Here is a 19,138-nt window from a genome sequence, read left to right as displayed (position 1 = left end):
ATGAGTGAGTTGATTCATAGTGTTTTAGTGTATTTGGAAGGCTTAGGGTATTGGGGGATTTTCCTTGGACTCATGTTAGAGGTCATTCCGAACGAATTGCTTTTAGCTTATGCAGGATATCTCGTATCCAAGGGTCAAATTAACTTCGTTGGGGCCATGCTTTGCGCGGTCGTTGGGGGGACTTTGGCTCAAATAGTGTTATATTGGATTGGACGCTACGGTGGCAGGCCGTTTCTGGAGAAGTATGGGAAATATCTGCTGATCAGTAAGCATCATATTGATGTAGCGGAAGCCTGGTTTAACCGGTATGGCACGGGGATGATTTTTACAGCGAGATTTATTCCGATTGTCCGTCATGCGATCTCATTGCCAGGTGGAATGGCGAAAATGCCTTTGGGCAAATTCTCCTTGTACACGGCGTTAGCTTTAGTTCCTTACTCGTTTCTGTATATTTATTTGGGCATGAAATTGAAGGACAACTGGGAGACGATTGGCGAGTACGCAGGACCTTATATCAAACCGTTGATTATCGCTGCGATCGTGCTGACGATTTTGTATGCGGGCTATCAATTTTATCTCAAAAGAAAAACGAAAGTCTAGCAAGGTAGATTTGGCGGTTTCGCTCGCTTTTGTTACAATGAATGAGAATATGGATGATCTTGGGAGGATGAAATCAATGAGTACGAATCTTGCTAGTAAGCTGCGCACAGGTTTGAAACCGAAACAATTTATCGATGGCATGGAGAAAAATAAAGAGCAATTCCTAGCGTATTACGATGGTTTCGCTTGGGATAATGAAGAGGATAAGGAATATTTTGATTCCCTCAATAATCGCGACGATCTTCGTTGCGTGATTGTTGCTGCTGAGTGGTGTGGAGACGTTGTTCGCAACGTACCTGTTGTTTTCAAGGCTTTGGAAGACAGCGGCGTGCCGACAGAAGTTCTGATTATCGAGCAAAATTATGATGTGATCGACCAGTTCCTAACTGGCGGCGGCCGTGCGATTCCGATCGTTATCTTCACAGATACAGGCGGTTTCGTGCTTGGACACTGGGGACCTCGTCCGAAAAATGTACAAGCGGTAATGACGCAGTTCAAGAAAGAAAATCCAGATCGCGATGCGGCTGATTATAACGAAAAAATTCAAGTAGCCAGAGCCGAAATGGGCCGTCAATATGGCGAAGGTAACGGATATCATGCTGTTATTGTGAAGGAACTTCGTTCATTAATCGAGTCGTTCTAAGTGAGGGTGGCATCACGATGATTAACATTCAAATCTTCGTCTTGGGTCCGGTTCAGACGAACGCGTATCTGCTTTCGAATCCAGAGACGAATCAAGGCATTATTATCGATCCCGGTATGAATCCGAAGTCGCTGATCAAAAAGATCACCGATATGGATATTGTTGCGATTCTGCTGACTCACGCACATTTCGATCATATCGGTGGCGTTGACGAGATTCGTAAGCTTAAAGGCTGTCCCGTGTATATTCACGATCTGGAAGCCGATTGGCTGACGAATCCGAAGAAAAACGGCTCTGCACGCTGGCCGGATCTTGGCGCTCCGATTGTTACGGATCCAGCGGAATTCGCGCTGGATGAAGGACAAACGCTTGAGTTCCTGGGCATCCAGCTCAAGGTGTTCCATACCCCTGGCCACTCGCCAGGCAGTGTGAGCTTTTTGTATGACAAACACCTGTTCAGCGGTGATGTATTGTTTAAACTATCGGTCGGTCGTACCGACCTGCTCGGTGGAGATAACAATACCCTGCTGGATTCCATTCAGGATAAACTGTTTTTGCTGGATGACGATGTCAACGTCTATTCCGGGCACGGCGCGAAAACAACGATCGGCTTCGAACGTGAGAATAACCCATACGTGTAAAGTGATTAGGACTGCCCCCAATGTGGGGGCGGTCCTTTTTGTACCGCGCATATGCTTGTTCGCCCATGACACCCAACCATTTTATTTATAATCTGGGTGTTTACCGTGTGCAACGTAGGTGGTTCCCCATAGACTGATGTTGTAAGCTATTCACCCAACTTCAACAATTACAATCCTGTTTAGCCCGGTTATGAACGTGAAAGTCCCTTAGGGAAAATACGAAGGAGGTGCTCACTCATGGAACATATAAAAGTTCCGAATTACCCAATGCAACCAATGCCAATGCCAATGCCAATGCCAATGCCGACTCCACTTCCAGCTCCAGCCCCTATAATGCAGCAACCTATCCACCTGCACGCGTCCTACCAACAAACTGAATATGTATTCCCGAAACCAGTTCACACGCAAGCAGTCGCTTGTCCTCCGAACAATTCGGCCGCTAGTATTCTCGTGCTTTTCATTTTGCTAGTCATCATTACGAGCAGCATTTGTAAATATTAATTGACGGATTGCACGGGTAAAAGAGGGAAGGTAATCCTACGGGACTTCGGGTCTTCGTGGGGTTGCCTTTTTTGTTTCGAGGCTCTCCCAGCGGAGTCGCTGTTTTTTAGCGTGGAAAATTGTAGAGAGAAGCGAATTATGTGGATTGCCCTTTGAAACGCTTTTCAGCTATGATGGAGGCGGGTCCAGATTCTACATAATAGGGAACGTGATACGATGAATAACATGAAGAATCTCTGGAAAAAGAAGTTATTCTTCTCCTACTTGCCTATTTTCTTCGTCACGGTGCTAGTGTTGTTGCTGATGTCTTTCCTTCTGATTAGTCAAATTTTGAAAAAAGACTCGGAGCAGTCGGATTATATTTCGACGAAGTATTTTGTGGATCAGATGGAGCGTTCGCTCAAATCCATTGAAAATGATATGACAATGGAAATTGTCAGCAACAATCATATGAGGGATTTTTTCTATAACAATTCCTTAGCCGATCCGCAGTTGGTCAATTTCGATGTATCGAATAACTTATTTCAGTTCATGGGAAGTCATCCGACGGTTGCCTCGACGTACTTATATCGCAAGAGCGATCAGCTTATTGTTACGCAAAGTATGAAGTCCTCGTTAGATTCTTTTTATGACAGGAACTTCGTCGTGGAACAAATGAAACAATGACGAAGCCGGCTTGATTGCCACTTGGCCAAGAGGGATTAGTCGTTATTAATGTCAACTTCACCATGCTGGAGAAGCTTGCGTCGGAAATGGTCAATCCCGATGTAACGAATATGCAGATTCGAGCAGGAGATGACGTGATTTACTCGACAACAGAGGTCAAACATCCGAATGCGACTCCTCGTTATACGACGACGATTCATTCGAATTATTTGGGCTGGGATGTGCAAACGGGCATTATCAAATATCAATTATTCAGTTGGATTTCGATTATTTCGTATGTGTGGGCGGGGTTAGGTGGACTGGCGATTTTTGGCGGCATCCTCCTGCTGTACATCATTACGAAACGAAACTATATGCCAATTGAGCGAATATGGGATCGGGTGGAGGCTTTTCAGAAGAATCAGCAGGTCAGCGGCGGTGCAGGCGATTTTTCGTTAATTGAATCTGCGCTCGATCAATTAATCGAACAAGCAAGCGAGTATGAATCGCATAGTCATCAGAATCTGATTTTGCAGCGAAAACAGTTCTTCGAGCAGTTAATTGAAGGAGAAAGCATCGTCACGCCAGAGGATTGGGATCGTATGCTGAAGCAGCTGCGTCTGCAAGGCCCGTATAGTCAGTTCATGGTCGTGGTCGTGGAGTTGGATCGGTACACGGAATTCTGCAGTCGATATTCAGTGCGGGATCAGAAGTTGCTGAAATTTGCTTTAATGAACGTGATGGATGAAATGTCCAAAAGCACACAAGTCACGAGCTGGTCCGAATGGATGGGACCGAATCAGTTTAACGTCCTCTTTTTAGCGGAGTCGGAGGCTAGTGAATTTCCAGAGCTAGTGCGCGATGTCATGGAACGGTATCGGGTATGGGTGGCAGAGAAAATGAAGTTCACCGTTACTGTTGGATTGGGTGATGTGGTCGATAATTTAATGGATGTTCATAGCTCCAGCGTTGTCGCGTTAGAAGGACTTAAATTGAAGATGGCGCTGGGCGAGAATCGTATCATTCCTGCGAATCAGGCAGCGGATAATCCGACGAACGATTTCTACGGCTATTTGGTGAAAATCCGCACTATGGTGCAGGAATTTAGTCTGGGCAATGAGAAATGGAAGTCTACATTCGAGGACATGATGGGGTGTATTCAGGAGGATCGTTTGAAGGCAGCCGATATTCATAACCTGATGGAGTATCTCATGTATCTCATGAATCAGGAGGTGGCGGGTGAGGGCGATGCCTTGCGGCAGCCATGGGAGTCGCGTTTCCTTCCGCATTTGAATGAGATGATGAAGGCCTCCGAGACAGTCGAAAGTTTGAAAATGGAGGTGGGTCCGCTTTTCGCCGAGTTTTTCGAAATGGTGAAAGAGATTCGGAACTCACATGAGCATGCGAACTTGATCATCGAGATCAAGAGCTACATTCAAGAGCAGTACAGCAATCCCGAGCTGTCGCTCAACCATTTGAGTGATAGGTTTAATATGAATCCCAAGAACCTCAGCAAATTGTTCATTGAGGAAGCGAATGAGAAATTCGTCGACTTCTTGGTCGATGTGCGGATGAATGCCGCCAAGCTGCTGCTGGAGCAGACGGACGAGTCCTTGATCGAGATATCGCTGAAGGTTGGTTATATGCACCATAATTCATTTGGCCGTACGTTTAAGCGGATCGTAGGCATATCACCTGGTGATTATCGGAAATGGGTGCAGAAATAAAAGTGAGAGTCCTTGCGGGGTGCAAGGGCTTTTTTGCGTTTAGTGGTTGAGCGGAAGGGGATAGTGCTCATACCTTCTCCTCATCGATTCATTGTTCATCCAAACCGCAAAGTAACGGTATATTTTCACAAGATAGTGTCACTTTTGAAATCGTATTCTTGGTATGCTTGGAACAACAAAAAGCAGGGAGATGAAGTGGATGCTGAAGGTAGCAATTATTGGTGCAGGCGCGATCTCAAAGGCGCATATTGAAGCGTATTTACAATTTCCGGAGCGATGTACGATTGTTGCGATTAGTGATATTTATGAGGATAAGGCGCAGGAGCGCATTGATCAGTTCGAGCTAAAAGGTGCGAGGGCTGTGAAGGATTACAAAGCATTGCTGCAGGAGGACATTGACCTCGTGTCCATCTGTACGCCACCATACACGCATGCTTCATTGACGGTTGAGTTCCTAGAAGCTGGTTCGCATGTGATGGTGGAGAAGCCGATGGCTTCCTCGCTCGAGGAATGCGATCTGATGAATGCGGCTGCGCAGCGGACAGGCAAGCTCCTCTCAGTGGTCGCGCAGAATCGCTTCAAGACGCCGATGATGAAAATTAAATCGGTGCTGGAAAGCGGCCTCATGGGCAAAGTCGTCCACGTCCAAGTCGATTCCTTCTGGTGGCGCGGCCACTGCTACTATGACCTGTGGTGGCGCGGCACGTGGGAAAAGGAAGGCGGCGGGCCAACGCTGAACCATGCGGTGCATCATATCGACGCGCTGCTCTGGATGATGGGCAGCCCGACGGAAGTGCAAGCGTTCATGAGCAATGTGTCGCATGATAACGCAGAGGTCGAAGACCTCTCGATCGGGATGCTGCGCTTCGCGAACGGATCTTTAGGGCAAATCACGAGCTCGGTCGTGCATCATGGCGAGGAGCAGCAGTTGATTTTCCAAGGTGCGAAAGCACGTGTATCTGCGCCATGGAAGGTGAAGGCGTCGAACTCGACGTCGAATGGTTTTCCCGAGCCGAACACGGAGCTGGAGAAGGAACTGCAAGCTTTTTATGATACGCTGCCAGAAGTGATCTATGAAGGGCATGTCGGTCAGATCGACAATGTATTAACGGCCATTGAAACTGGCGCACCTGTTCTCATCGATGGGATTAGTGGGCGTCAAACATTGGAGCTTATCACGGGTATTTACAAATCAGCGAGCACGGGTGAGCTTGTGAAATTCCCGCTAGGCGCGGAGGATGCCTTCTATACGAGAAGCGGTGTGCAGGCGAATGCGACGCACTTCTACGAGAAGAATACGTCGATCGAAAATTTCGCTCCACAAACCATTACAACGGGAAGCACGTTCAAATAAAATCAGCGACAGGAGACTTGACGAAGATGCAAAAAAGCGACGGCATGAATTACGCACCACAAGGGAGTTTTAACACGGTATGTCAGCCTGGGGAGTTTGTTTTTGCGGCGGCGGCGCTGGATCATGGGCATATTTATGGGATGTGCAATGGTCTGCGGGAAGCAGGCGGAGAATTGAAATGGGTTTATGATCCGGATCCGGCAAAAGTAGATAAGTTCCTAAGCACGTACCCAAGTGTTCGTGCGGCAAGCTCGCTGGAGGAGATTCTGGAGGATGCCGAAGTGAAGCTGGTTGCAGCAGCAGCGATTCCTAGTGATCGTGGACCTCTGGGGCTGCGCGTCATGGACAGCGGTAAGGATTATTTCACAGATAAAGCACCATTCACGACACTGGAGCAACTTGAAGCTGCGCGTGCGAAGGTAGCGGAGACAGGTCAGAAATATGCGGTCTATTACAGCGAGCGTCTACATGTCGAAAGCGCAATCTACGCGGGGCAATTAATTGAACAAGGCGCGATCGGTCGTGTGCATCAAGTCATTGGACTAGGGCCACATCGCATTAGTTTATCGAGCAGACCAGATTGGTTTTTTGAGAAGGAGAAATTTGGCGGGATTTTGTGCGATATTGGGAGTCACCAGATTGAGCAGTTCCTGTATTTTACTGGGGCAAAAGATGCGAAGGTTGTGCACAGTAAAGTAGCGAACTACAATTACCCGCAGTATCCGAATTTTGAGGATTTTGGAGATGCGACTTTGATCGGGGACAATGGAGCAACCGGCTATTTCCGAGTGGACTGGATGACGCCGGACGGATTAAGTACATGGGGCGATGGCCGCATGACGATTCTGGGGAGCGAAGGGTACATCGAGCTGCGCAAATATGTCGATATCGCCAGAGAGCAGACGAGTAATCATGTGTACCTTGTGAACAAGGATGGCGAGCAGCATTTCGCTGTTAGCGGCCAAGTCGGTTACCCTTACTTCGGGCAACTGATCTTGGATTGCTTGAATCACACAGAAGTGGCAATGACACAGGAGCATACGTTCAAAGCAGCGGAGCTGTGCCTCATTGCGCAGCGCGATGCGATCATGATTACGACAGCTGAGTAAGGGAAGCGTCATGCTGCTTCTGCAGTTGCTTGCGATATTGGTGTGGCGTAATGCCGATGTGGCTTTTGAACATTTTGCAAAAGTAAGAGCAATTCGTCACACCAATCGCCTCGCCAATGCGAGCGACCGCTTGATCTGTTGACGTAAGCAGCTTCACGGCCTGCTGCAACCGCCGAGCGGTCACATAGTCGGAAATGCTAGTGCCTGTGCACTCGGTAAACAGATGAGACAAGTGGTAGGGGGAAAGGTGGAGCTCAGCGGACATCGTTTCTAAGCGCAGCGGTTCTGTATAATGCTCCTCCAACCAGCTGAGAATACGCTCGGCTTGATGGGTTTTGCGCGTAGGGCCAGAGCGAGAGCGAATCTGACCTTCGCGCTGCTCCCACAGCGGCATGAAGCTACGGTAAAAAGCGACGAGAAAGAGGGAATACTCCTCTAGCTCGTCTTTTTTATTTAAGGAGGGCAGCTTCGTTTCTAAGCTTTGGAATAGGGAATGAAACTGCTCGGCCTCGCGTAGCCCATGTAGACAAGGCGCATGCAACGCACTGGTATGGATATGCTTGAAAAAAGCCAACAATCGCGGCCAATGCTCAAAATAGGCTTCATATACGGAGGGTTCGAATTGAAYGACCGTGCGCACGAATGGCGTCTCGGCGTCCATCTGAATATGGTGCAGCTGATAGGGCTGAAAAACGCACAGCATACCAGAGGTGATTTCATAACTCTTCTGATCAACAATTAGTGTCCCGTGACCCTCGTGAACGACTAGGATTTCGATGCCTTGATGGGCGTGGAACGTCCCCTGAAACTTGTCCGATCCAATGGTTTTCCGCTGATAGGCAAAATAGAGCGGGGTCTCGTTCAGACCGATATTTTGAACATAGGACATCAGGGACACTTCCTTTCCATTGTGTAGGGTAATAGGCGTTCCTTACAGCCAAAGTATACAAGAATGAGGTCTGAATCGGCAAGACTATTCAGAGCTTTGCGTATAACAAGAATCAACTAACAACCGCTATCGCGTTTGGGAATTTTGTTTCCCTCCGCGATAGCGGTTTTGCGTCTGCAGAGAAAACGGTTGCCTCTACGAATCATGCATATCGCATCGTAGAAATCCTTGCCAGACGTGGCTTTCAGCCTTCCTTAATCTCCTGTGAATCTGGTTGCATACAGCGATTCTTGAAGATTGAAGTTCTTCGATTCGGTCGGCTATAGTTAGGGCACAAGCTGATGAAGAAGGAGTGAGCAGGGTGAGAACCTTAAAGAGAGATTGGCAGCTATACCTACTATTAGCGCTGCCACTGACGTATTTCATTATTTTCAAATATGGACCCTTATGGGGGATCCAAATAGCATTCAAAGATTTCAATGTATTTCGCGGTGTTTCCGAAAGTCCTTGGATCGGCTTGGATGCTTTTAAAGAAGTGTTCCACATGGATGACTTCTACAAAGCTTTTCGCAATACGATCGTGCTGAACTTGCTCGACATTCTATTTTCTTTTCCGATTCCGATCATCCTCGCAATCTTTATGAATGAAGTTAGTCGGGCGTGGCTGAAGAAGGGTGTTCAAACGATCATCTATCTGCCTCATTTTATTTCCTGGGTCATTATCGGCGGGATCTCGCTGCAATTGTTCTCAACGAAGTCGGGGATCATCAACAATATGATTACGTCGATGGGCTTTGACGCGGTTCCCTTCTTAACGGAGAAATACCACTGGCTGTTTACGTATCTGGCCATCGGCGTTTGGCAAAGCGCAGGCTGGGGCACGATCATCTACATGGCGGCACTGGCCGGTATTAATAAAGAATTGTATGAAGCAGCGGAAGTGGATGGAGCGGGCAGATTTCGCAAAATGTGGAGTATCACACTCCCAGGCTTACGTTCCACGATCATTGTGCTGCTCATTATCCAAATCGGAAATATGATGAGCATTGGCTTCGAGCGGCCTTATGTCATCGGTAATGATACGGTGAAGGACTTCTCCCAAGTGATCAGTACCTTCGTGTATTCGATTGGTTTGAAATCAGGCAGGTTCACGATCGCAACAGCGATTGGCTTGTTCCAAGCCGTGATCGGGATGCTCTTCATACTATCCGCTAACTTTATCGCTAAGAAAACGACAGATGAATCCATATTGTAAGGTAGGTGAGCGAATCATGGTACAGACAAGAATCTGGAAGCCCTTCGAGTTTTTCAACACGATCTTTATGATCATCGTTATCCTTGCTTGTGTCATTCCTTTTGTGCATATTATAGCGATTTCGTTAAGCGGCAGCGGTCCGATACTCCAGCAGCGAGTGAGCTTTTACCCCATAGAACTGGACTGGACGGCTTATAAAAAGGTCATTATGGATTCCTCGATTATACGATCGATTGGCTTTACCTTTTTCCTAACAGCGGTATTTACCGTGTTCGCCATGACACTTACGATTTTTGCGGCGTATCCGCTTAGCAAATCGAAGCTGAAAGGCCGATCATTCTTCATGTTCGTTATCGTCTTCACGATGTTCTTTAGCGGCGGACTGATTCCTGAATATATGCTCATAAAGTCGCTAGGCCTCTTAGACAGCTTCTGGGTGATGGTGCTGCCGACGATGGTGAGCCCGTTCTATCTGATTATCATGCGTTCCTTCTTCATGAACATTCCGGAAAGCTTGGAAGAATCAGCCCATATGGACGGCGCTTCCCATTTTCAAATCCTGTGGCGCGTCATCTTGCCGCTTTCGCTTCCCGTACTGGCCACGCTGAGCCTATTCTACGCAGTGTATCGCTGGAATTCATTTACGGATGCGCTTTACTACATTAACAATATTAACTTGTTCCCGATCCAAATGAAGCTGTTCCAAATCATCGTCGCTAGCTCCATGACCGGTGATCTCGCACAGCTTGAAGGGAACTCCTCGGTGGTCGTTCAACCGGAAAGCATCAAAGCAGCGAGTGTCATCTATGCAACGATTCCTATTCTACTAGCCTACCCGTGGCTGCAGCGGTATTTCGTCTCGGGTATAATGCTTGGTGCCGTCAAAGGGTAAGGTACACCACGTAAATGGTTAACACCGTAAACTTCTTCTTCAGATGAGAGGCGAATTCGTTCGACTCTCTCCAAGAAGTTTTAAATAAAAGGTATAATAAAAAAAGAACCTAAGGGAGTTGTCCACATGAAAAAAGCACTAGCTGTTACACTTGTTTCACTCTTAAGTGCAAGTGCACTATTAGCAGGTTGTTCTTCTTCAACGAACACGGCAACAGATACGTCCAAACCATCTACAACAGCTGCTGCAACGGAAGCGGCGAAGCCGAAAGAGAAAGTAACGTTGAAAGTGGAAGTATTCGATCGTGGTAACTCCCCATCAGGTGTGACTGTATCTACGAATTTCTTCGCGAAATGGATTCAAGATAAATTCGGGACACCGAACAACATTGATGTCCAATTAACGCCGGTTCAACGTTCGGAAGAAATTACGAAGCTTAATGTATTGATGTCGACTGGCGATGCGCCAGATATCGTTTTCACATACGATGCTGGTGTTGTGTTCAACTATGTGAAATCAGGCGGATTAACGGATCTGAGCGCAGCTTTGAAATCTGATGGTCCTAATTTGAGCAAATATTTGGGTGCAGACTTGTTGAAATATGGTCAATTCGACGGTGGCAAGCAGTATGCGATCCCAGCTAAACGCGTCATTCGCGGCATTCACTCCTCTATTATTCGCAAAGATTGGTTAGATAAGGTTGGCTTGCCTGAGCCGAAATCCATTGATGAGTTGGTCACGGTTTTGAAAGCGTTTAAAGAGAAGGATCCAGGCGGCACAGGTGGTAAAGTGATTCCAATGGGTCTTTCCATCGGCTCCAACGGTCCTTCCAGTACGTATGAGCAGTTCTTGTACGCCTTCCTCAAACCAGCAACAGATGAGCAATTCAGCACACAAAGTCAAAAGCTCGAAGGACACGATGTGCCAATCTTGATGGCTGGCTTCAAAGATGGCGTTAAGAAACTCAACGAGCTGTACAACGCAGGTCTTGTAAGTCCGGATTTTGGATTAGATAAAGATAAGAAGAAATTGCAAGCGGATATCGCGAACGGATTGGTCGGCTTCTCCACATTGGATATTAACGAACCGTTCCAAGTAACAACACCGAACATTCTGAACACGCTGCAAAAAACGAATCCTAGCGCATCACTTCTGCCAATCGAGCCGTACAAAAACTCAGAAGGCAAATATATCAAACCGCTGTATGACCCAACAGGTCTATTCGTGATGGTGCCTAAGAACAGCAAACATGCAACAGAAGCGATCAAATACTTGGATTGGATGAGCAAGCAAGATGTTCTCTTCCCATTAGTGAATGGGATTGAAGGGCAGCACTTCAACATGAAAGACGGCTTCCCGCAAAAAATTACAACCGATGAAGCCAAAGCCACATTCTACAACAATGTAGATATGGCGATCGTGGTAAACGGGAATGACTTCGGCGATATTAGCAAAAGCATTGAAGCTAACGCGTTAACTGCAAATCCAGCAGCCAAGGATCTCATTGTTAAATCAACGAATATTGCATTGCATGACGGTTTTGCCCAATCGCACTTCACACGTCCAATCGAATCCGAAGGTAAATTCGGCGCTGCATTAGCCGACAAGTACAGAGAGCTTCTTGCGAAATCGATCATGGCGAAAGCCGCTGACTTCGATAAAACTTATGACGAGGCACTTTCCCAATATCTCAAAGCAGGCGGACAACAGGTGGCTGACGAGCGTAAAGCTGCCTATGCGGAAGGTAAGAAATAAGCGATAATAATGAAAAATACAAAATGCGGGTCTGCGCCTTAATGCAGGCTCGTATTTATCTATTAAAAAGGAGTGGGAGAAGAATGGGAAAGAAGCAGTTGAGCGAGAAACAGGATTATTTATTACGTCATTATGTAAAAGGGTGTGACGTTCGCTATGATGGTGAGGCCAAATTGCTTCGCAATCTAGCGTCCCAACATGACTCTCGTGCTAGCGCGCATTATGCGTTCGGACTTCTGCTGCGGGATCAGTCAGGAGATGTGGAGCGGGCTTGTGACCTCATTGAAAGTGTTATTGGCTTACAATACGATGCGCCAGAGGAAATCTATCATGGGACATTCAAGAGGAGGCCGACCGATGGGATGCCACCGCAGGGGAATTATCCATGGCAACAGGTGGATACACCGGGCTTCGCTTTCTTTTTAGAAGAGACGTTGACACGTATTGGCGTTGAGCTGGGGAAGGCGATGGGCCAAGAGAGCGGTGTACAAGCGCAATTTCGGGATTCGGTGGATCGCGTTCTCCCTCGGGTATGGGCAAGCTATGATCCCAATTGGCGCGAATTCATCGGATGTTCGTTCGGGGCCATTCTAGAGATGTTCGAGGAGAAATTGCCTGCTGAGCTCGTGGCCCGAATGGATGCGGCGATGGATAAAACGGTTGGTGCCTCGATTGCTCGGCGCCTGTCCGATGCGATTCCGATGAATACGAATATTGTGTTGATGCATATTTTTATCGTCGATTTTTTCGGTCATCGGTTTGGGAAATCAGCTTGGGTTCAGCATGCGCAAAAGGAAATCCTTAAATTCCGCGTGCATTTTAGTGAATTTAATTCCTTTGCGGAGTTTAATTCGACGGTCTACTATGCAGTCGATCTCACGGCACTTGGTTTATGGAGAAGCTTTGGTAAATCGGCTGCCATTAACGAAGTAGGTGCCCAGGTGCAACAGGGGCTTTGGGAAAATATTGCGTTATTTTATCATCCAAAGTTGGAGAACTTATCGGGTCCGTATGCACGTTCCTATGAAATGGAAATGCTGCATCACAGTTCGCTAGGCGCACATATTTATCTCGCATTAGGTGAGGGATATGAGCATCTGGTTGAAAATGGTGATGATGAGGAGCTTGACCCGCTGCTGATTTATGTCGGTGGGCAAGTGCCGAATAGCGTGAAGCCGTTGCTCGCTGAGCATCGTGAAGCAAGACAAGTGACGAAGCAATTCCGCGAGTTATGTGAGCGAAATAAGCCAGGTGAGAACACACCGCTTTGCACGGCTACAGCTTGGATCGACGAGACCTACATGATGGGCGGCCTGTCGGGGAGTGAGAACACGAATGGTCAGCTTCACGCTGCAACCATCCATTGGCAAGCGGAAGACGGCGAAGTGTATTCGGTGCGGCTCGTTCGCCGAGAAGTAGGCGGTCACTGGAATAAGCATTTGAGAGGGATTCGATATGATGCCAAGGCAGATCAGAAGGGACTTTCGATCGATGTCCATTTTACGGCGGAGCAGCCGATTGAATTGGTCTTCGAGTTCAGGGGATCAGGGCTGGATGCGGCAGGACTAACGCCTACTGTGTGGAAACAACCAGGCATTGTGCTTGCTGTAGAAGCAGATGCGTCAGCGCCATCCGTGGTTGCGCGTGAGGGGTATTTGGATTTGATCTATCTGTATGTGCCAGGTGAAGCCGATCGGATGCACTTCACCATTCGGGTTGTGAAGGCCGCAGGAGTGGAGATGGAGCTGCTCGAGCGGGATCGTTAATGGGGTTAAGTAGTCGGAGGGGAACGAGGATGCGCAGGGGGTCTAGATCAGGAAATAGATACGGAACGTGGTTCCGCTATTTCCTGATTTTTAGGAGATTTGGCGCACTAACGGAACGAGAGGACGCTATTTACGCGATATAAGAGTATTTTGGGCACAAATCGCTCGAATAGCGGAACCACGTTCCGCAACTTGGCGCATTAGTGCAACTTTCGGCAAATAGCGGAACGACGTTCCGTAACTTTGTCGTGGTGCGGAAATATCGCGATTCAGCGCGGGATGAGTGTATTTAGCTAGCGATCAAAATAAGTCCAAGACATAGTCTTGGGCTTATTTGCTTTGGGTGCATCGGCCATCTGCGTGAACACGCTCTAATCCATTTCTAATTTTCACATGAGAGAATGTGCTCTGAGGGAAGGAGGAACCCATTTGTGCTGAGATGGATACGCAACAACGAGGGTCTTACAGCACTTCTATTTCTATTGCCGAGCCTGGCAGGATTTGCAGTGTTTTTCTTGATACCTTTTGGGATGGGGTTTTATTATTCGCTCATGGACAGCCCGATTAACGGCTCTTTCGTGGGGATAGCGAATTATCGCGAGCTGCTGGGGAATCCCATAAGGGGGATCGTCTTTTTTATAACCTCAGATGATTATAAGATCACCCATAGAGATTATTGCATTGTTGATCCTGCATCTAAATAAGGTTTTTGCTAGAATCACAGCGTGCTTCTGAAGTGATTATAGAAATTTATTCAGCCATCTCATATGATAAACGCATAACATAATAGTTGATGGGTGGGGAAAAATGATGGCTACAAGTGAAACTGCCTTGCGACAAAATGCGCCAAAAACGCGCAAAAACAAAGTCAGTTTTTTGCCTTCTAAACAAGCATTGTACCGAGATCGCTGGTTATACTTGATGTTATTGCCGGGCGTGCTATTTTTTATCACAATGAAGTATTTGCCTATGTGGGGTGTACTCATTGCGTTTAAAAACTATCAACCATTTCTTGGTTTCAATAAAAGCGAATGGGTAGGCTTCGAACATTTTATCACGTTTTTTAATGAATCATCTTTCTGGCTGCTATTTCGAAATACAATCGTTTTGGCTTTATACAATATGCTGTTTTTCTTCCCGTTGCCAATTATTATCGCGTTGATGCTGAACGAGTTGCGGTTAGAAATGTTCAAGCGTTTTGTGCAAACGCTTATCTATATACCGCATTTCTTCTCATGGGTTGTCGTCATCGGGATAAGCTATATCATGTTTACGACTGAAGGTGGGGTTGTAAACGATCTCATTGTCCAAATGGGTGGGGAAAAACTTGACTTCCTCTCAAGTGAAAACATGTTCCGAACCATGATTACATCGCAGGTCATTTGGAAGGAAACAGGTTGGGGAACAATTATCTTCTTGGCTGCACTGTCTGGCGTTGATCCCCAGCTCTATGAAGCTGCGCGCATTGATGGAGCTAATCGCTGGAGACAAGTGTGGCACATTACACTGCCTGCATTGCGCACTACGATTATTATTTTGCTCATTTTGCGTCTGGGGCACTTTATGGATAACGGATTTGAACAAATCTTTTTGATGCTTAACGCAATAAATCGTAATGTCGGTGAAGTGTTTGATACCTATGTGTATGATACGGGTATTCGTCAAGGACAATTCAGTTATTCAACGGCAGTTGGTTTATTTAAGTCAGTCGTTGGGCTTATTTTGGTTGTGACATCGAACTATTTGGCGAAAAAGGCCGGCGAAGAAGGGGTTTACTAAAATGTTCGAATGAGGAGGTATAACCATGGTACAGAGCAGAATTTGGGGCGAGCGTCTGTTCGACGGCATCAACGTAGTGTTGCTTACTTTATTTTCGATCATGACAATTCTTCCATTTATTTATATTGTGTCGGCTTCATTTACGACTTCCGAAGAGTTAACGCGAAAAGGACTTGTCTTATTTCCTACTGCCTTCTCGCTCGATGCGTATCAGTATATTTTTTCTACTGAAACGTTATTCCGAAGTCTTTCATTTACCGTATATTTAACGGTTTTCGGAACCTTCATGAACCTTTTCTTTACATGTCTTATGGCTTACCCGCTAGCAAGGTCAACGTTATTTGGAAGAAAAGCAATTATGATGATGGTCGTTTTCACGATGTTGTTCAGCGGTGGGATGATTCCAATGTTTCTAGTTGTCAAAGAGTTTCATATGTTGGATACGATTTGGGCGTTAATCATTCCAGGACTTATTAGCGCTTTCAATCTTGTCATTCTTAAAAATTTTTTTCAGCAATTGCCTGATGGACTGGAGGAATCGGCCGAAATTGATGGGTGCAGCGATATCGGCATTTTATTCCGAATCGTACTGCCGCTATCCATGCCAGCAATAGCTACATTCTCACTCTTTTACGCAGTTGGTCATTGGAATAGTTATTTCTCGGCACTACTCTATATGAACGATTCCACCAAGTGGCCGATTCAGGTGCTATTACGTCAAATTGTTATTATGGCTCAGGGTGGCATCGGAGATGAGACGACGATGGACTCCAATTTTGTACTTCCGCCAGTGCAAACGATTAAAATGGCCGTTATCGTTGTTGCTACAGTGCCAATTTTACTCGTGTATCCGTTTTTGCAAAAGCATTTTGCGAAAGGTGTACTATTAGGTTCGGTTAAAGGTTGATTTGTCCTCATGCAAATTAATTTTTGATATAATGTGCGTACTTTTAGACGAAATCATAATTTAGGGGGACATGGCCAAATGAAACAGGGAAAAAAAGGTCTACTTAAAACAACGCTTGCTTCAACTTGTATTATGGCAATGAGCGCAAGTTTGCTTGCTGCTTGCGGTGGCAACACGGGAGCTCCGGCAGGTAGCAGCACGCCAGCTGCGAAGGAACAGACACAGTCAACGGCAAAGGCTACAGAAAACAAGGCTCCGCTTGATCTCAGTATTATGACGATCTACTATGGTACAGAACCGCCAAAAGCGGACAATGAAATCATAGTTGCCTACGAAAAGCTGCTGAATGTTAAGTACAATACAACTTGGGTACCTTCAGCAAGCTATAATGACAAAGTCAATACAACCATTGCTTCCAACACCATGCCAAAAGTTATGTTAGCTACAGACATTAAAGCGCCAATTATTGTTAACTCTGCTCGCTCAGGCGCGTTCTGGGAGATCGGTCCATTGTTGAAGGACTATCCGAACCTGAGCAAAATGAATCCAATTTCCGTGGCAAATAGTTCAATTGACGGAAAAACGTATGGTTTGTATCGTCCACGACCATTGTCACGAGCTGGGGTCGTTTTCCGCAAAGACTGGTTGGATAATGTAGGTATGAAAGCACCAACAACAATCGATGAATTCTACAAAATGTTGCAAGCATTCAAAGAAAAAGATCCTGACAAAAATGGCAAGAATGATACCATTCCATTTTACGTGAATCAAGATTTGGCTTTCACTGCCGTTTCCTCTTGGTTCGGTGTGCCAAACAAATGGGAAGTTAAAGACAACAAACTTTCACCAGAGTTTATGTCTAAGGAATACTTAGAAGCTCTGAAGTTCTATAAAAAACTGTATACTGAAAATTTGATTAATCAAGACTTTGCAGTTGCGAAATCAACACAAATTTTTGAAAATATCAACAAGGGCAAAGCTGGCGTATATGTGGGCAATATGGGCGATTCAACGAATAAGCACGCGGACCTGTTTAAATTGTTCCCGAACGCACAAATTGATGTTCAAAACGTAATTAACGGTACGAAAGGCGCTAAGTGGCCTTCTGAGCCAGGATTCAATGGTGTCTTCTTATTCCCGAAAACCAGTGTTAAGACCGAGGCTGAGTTGAAGCAAATTTTGGCTGCATTCGATAAGCTGTCTTCACAAGAAGGAACTGATTTGCAATACTACGGGATTAAAGGGAAGCATTGGGAGTTAGATAATGGTAAAGTGAAGAAACTGATTGACACTGATTCCTGGAATAAGCTGAAAAATGATGTATGGGCTTATGAATTGACCTATTCGAAAGAAGCACCATCAGAGATAACTGATAAAGATTCGCCGCTTAGTGTGAAAGTTGCGAAAGCGACAGAAGAGAATGAGAAAATGGTAATAACTAACCCAGGTGAAGCGATTATTTCGGATACATTCTCGACAAAAGGTCCTAATTTGGAAAAAATCTATAAGGATGCCCGTACTAAATTTGTAATGGGACAACTTGATGAAGCAGGTTGGAACGCGGCGATTGAACAATGGCGCAAAGAAGGCGGTGACAAAATTATTGAGGAAATGACCGCTGAATATGCTAAAATGAAAAAATGATTTTAGACCGGAGTATGCAGTGAGAGGAAGATTTTGCCCATGCCGATAAAGAAACCATCATATCTGAGGAGATTGCTGCTATACAGCCTTCTCTTGGGAACACTTCCAGTTATCGTCTTGGGCATCTCCTCTTATTGGAAGTCCTCGTCCGCTATTCAATCAAAGGTAGGGGAAAGCAACAGGCAGTTGTTGCTGGAAAGTCAACTGAAAGTAGAATATGTGCTTCAATCGGCAGACCAGAAGATGACGTCGTTCATTATTTCTAACCTTGCTTATGACGCACTTGATCAGGCGAAAGATACCTTTCGCTTTGATTTGTTTCAGATGCTGCAACAAAGTATTGTAGATCTGCAGGTGCCAGGATTGGATGCACAAGAAGTACAATTGATAAACCTGAAAAATCAGTGGGTGCTTGAAGATAGAGGGCTGTATGATTTGAAAGATATGGTTGATAACACCTGGTTGGAACAATATGGAAGTCTCTCATCTGCCTCCGAATGGATCAAGATGAGGTCATCATCCAATCATTCTGCCTATGATGTCAGTTTGGTTAAGCATATGCCAATCAATATGCCAAAAGCTGTCGGATTACTGAAGATACAAATTCCTAGCTTTGAGTTGAACCAGCTCATAACAAACGGGGAACGTATCGGCAACATGATGATTTTGGATCGAGATTTTACGATATTGGCTCATTCACGGACCGAGTTGCTTGGCACGAAGTTATCAGGCGTGTATTACGATAAGCTTTTGGCGGAATCCTCGTCACTATCTGAGGGCACATTTACAGTCAGACTTGAAGACGACAAACATAGTATCACATTCCGAAAGTCGTCATATAATGGCTGGATTTATATATCGGATAATGCCATAAGCGACATGACGAAGGATGCGAAAGCAATTGGCTGGTTCACATTCTTAACAGCGCTTATGATTACGTTGTTAATTTCATTGCTTTCATGGTACGGTTCGAAAAAGATGTACTCACCAGTTCGCAAATTGTACCRATTAGTTGATTCGAGGGCTGGTGC

The 19,138-nt window shown here is 45.9% G+C and carries 17 protein-coding genes and 1 pseudogene; 17 read left to right on the top strand and 1 reads right to left on the bottom strand.

The features are described from left to right. The 8 genes from uptA (at position 1) to AC1DVJ_RS19485 (ending at position 7,220) form a co-directional block, all read left to right on the top strand. Positions 1-600 carry an undecaprenyl phosphate transporter UptA gene (gene uptA / locus AC1DVJ_RS19520; RefSeq protein ID WP_477592900.1) on the top strand — a complete coding sequence of 200 codons (600 nt, stop codon included), beginning with the start codon at positions 1-3 and terminating at the stop codon, positions 598-600. A 76-nt stretch (positions 601-676) separates the two neighbouring features. Beyond that, positions 677-1,243 carry a thioredoxin family protein gene (locus AC1DVJ_RS19515; protein WP_477592899.1) on the top strand — a complete coding sequence of 189 codons (567 nt, stop codon included), beginning with the start codon at positions 677-679 and terminating at the stop codon, positions 1,241-1,243. A gap of 17 nt (positions 1,244-1,260) precedes the next feature. Beyond that, complete coding sequence (locus AC1DVJ_RS19510; RefSeq protein ID WP_477592898.1) at positions 1,261-1,884, top strand: MBL fold metallo-hydrolase; 624 nt, start codon at positions 1,261-1,263, stop codon at positions 1,882-1,884. 237 nt (positions 1,885-2,121) lie between these two features. Then, on the top strand, positions 2,122-2,385 hold the full coding sequence (locus tag AC1DVJ_RS19505) for a hypothetical protein (RefSeq protein WP_477592897.1): 264 nt from the start codon (positions 2,122-2,124) through the stop codon (positions 2,383-2,385). 225 nt (positions 2,386-2,610) lie between these two features. Further along, complete coding sequence (locus AC1DVJ_RS19500; RefSeq protein WP_477592896.1) at positions 2,611-3,051, top strand: hypothetical protein; 441 nt, start codon at positions 2,611-2,613, stop codon at positions 3,049-3,051. Between the two features lie 14 nt (positions 3,052-3,065). After that, positions 3,066-4,757: a helix-turn-helix transcriptional regulator gene (locus AC1DVJ_RS19495; RefSeq protein WP_477592895.1), complete on the top strand. Its 1,692-nt coding sequence runs from the start codon at positions 3,066-3,068 to the stop codon at positions 4,755-4,757. Positions 4,758-4,956: 199 nt separating this feature from the next. Continuing rightward, positions 4,957-6,111, top strand: a complete 1,155-nt coding sequence (locus tag AC1DVJ_RS19490; RefSeq protein ID WP_477592894.1) for a Gfo/Idh/MocA family protein — start codon at positions 4,957-4,959, stop codon at positions 6,109-6,111. A 26-nt stretch (positions 6,112-6,137) separates the two neighbouring features. After that, complete coding sequence (locus AC1DVJ_RS19485; RefSeq protein WP_477592893.1) at positions 6,138-7,220, top strand: Gfo/Idh/MocA family protein; 1,083 nt, start codon at positions 6,138-6,140, stop codon at positions 7,218-7,220. On the opposite strand, the gene AC1DVJ_RS19480 is transcribed toward AC1DVJ_RS19485, so the two are convergent. After that, complete coding sequence (locus AC1DVJ_RS19480; RefSeq protein ID WP_477592892.1) at positions 7,204-8,109, bottom strand: AraC family transcriptional regulator; 906 nt, start codon at positions 8,107-8,109, stop codon at positions 7,204-7,206. The genes AC1DVJ_RS19485 and AC1DVJ_RS19480 overlap by 17 nt on opposite strands. Before the next feature lie 352 nt (positions 8,110-8,461). Here AC1DVJ_RS19480 and AC1DVJ_RS19475 point away from each other — a divergent pair, with 352 nt between their 5' ends. The 9 genes and pseudogenes from AC1DVJ_RS19475 to AC1DVJ_RS19435 form a co-directional block, all read left to right on the top strand. Further along, positions 8,462-9,364 carry an ABC transporter permease gene (locus AC1DVJ_RS19475; protein WP_477592891.1) on the top strand — a complete coding sequence of 301 codons (903 nt, stop codon included), beginning with the start codon at positions 8,462-8,464 and terminating at the stop codon, positions 9,362-9,364. A gap of 16 nt (positions 9,365-9,380) precedes the next feature. Next, positions 9,381-10,256, top strand: a complete 876-nt coding sequence (locus AC1DVJ_RS19470) for a carbohydrate ABC transporter permease (RefSeq protein ID WP_477592890.1) — start codon at positions 9,381-9,383, stop codon at positions 10,254-10,256. Positions 10,257-10,382: 126 nt separating this feature from the next. Further along, entirely contained in the window at positions 10,383-12,011 is a 1,629-nt protein-coding gene (locus AC1DVJ_RS19465; RefSeq protein WP_477592889.1) for an extracellular solute-binding protein, read from the top strand. Positions 12,012-12,094: 83 nt separating this feature from the next. Then, positions 12,095-13,777 (top strand): hypothetical protein, encoded by a 1,683-nt coding sequence (locus AC1DVJ_RS19460; RefSeq protein WP_477592888.1) that lies wholly within the window; start codon positions 12,095-12,097, stop codon positions 13,775-13,777. A 401-nt stretch (positions 13,778-14,178) separates the two neighbouring features. Further along, positions 14,179-14,391 (top strand): annotated as a pseudogene (locus AC1DVJ_RS19455) (sugar ABC transporter permease); the annotation flags it as partial. Positions 14,392-14,698: 307 nt separating this feature from the next. Continuing rightward, positions 14,699-15,556, top strand: a complete 858-nt coding sequence (locus tag AC1DVJ_RS19450; protein ID WP_477592950.1) for an ABC transporter permease — start codon at positions 14,699-14,701, stop codon at positions 15,554-15,556. 25 nt (positions 15,557-15,581) lie between these two features. After that, positions 15,582-16,463: a carbohydrate ABC transporter permease gene (locus tag AC1DVJ_RS19445; protein ID WP_477592887.1), complete on the top strand. Its 882-nt coding sequence runs from the start codon at positions 15,582-15,584 to the stop codon at positions 16,461-16,463. Positions 16,464-16,541: 78 nt separating this feature from the next. Beyond that, positions 16,542-18,107, top strand: coding sequence for an extracellular solute-binding protein (locus AC1DVJ_RS19440; protein WP_477592886.1), 1,566 nt, complete (start codon positions 16,542-16,544; stop codon positions 18,105-18,107). Positions 18,108-18,146: 39 nt separating this feature from the next. Next, a partial coding sequence (locus tag AC1DVJ_RS19435) for a PDC sensor domain-containing protein (protein WP_477592885.1) occupies positions 18,147-19,138 on the top strand: 992 nt, incomplete at its 3' end.

The organism is Paenibacillus sp. P4_A9 (assembly GCF_056402415.1).
Note: the sequence above shows the minus strand (reverse complement) of the source record. Positions and strands in the feature narration are given on the sequence as shown.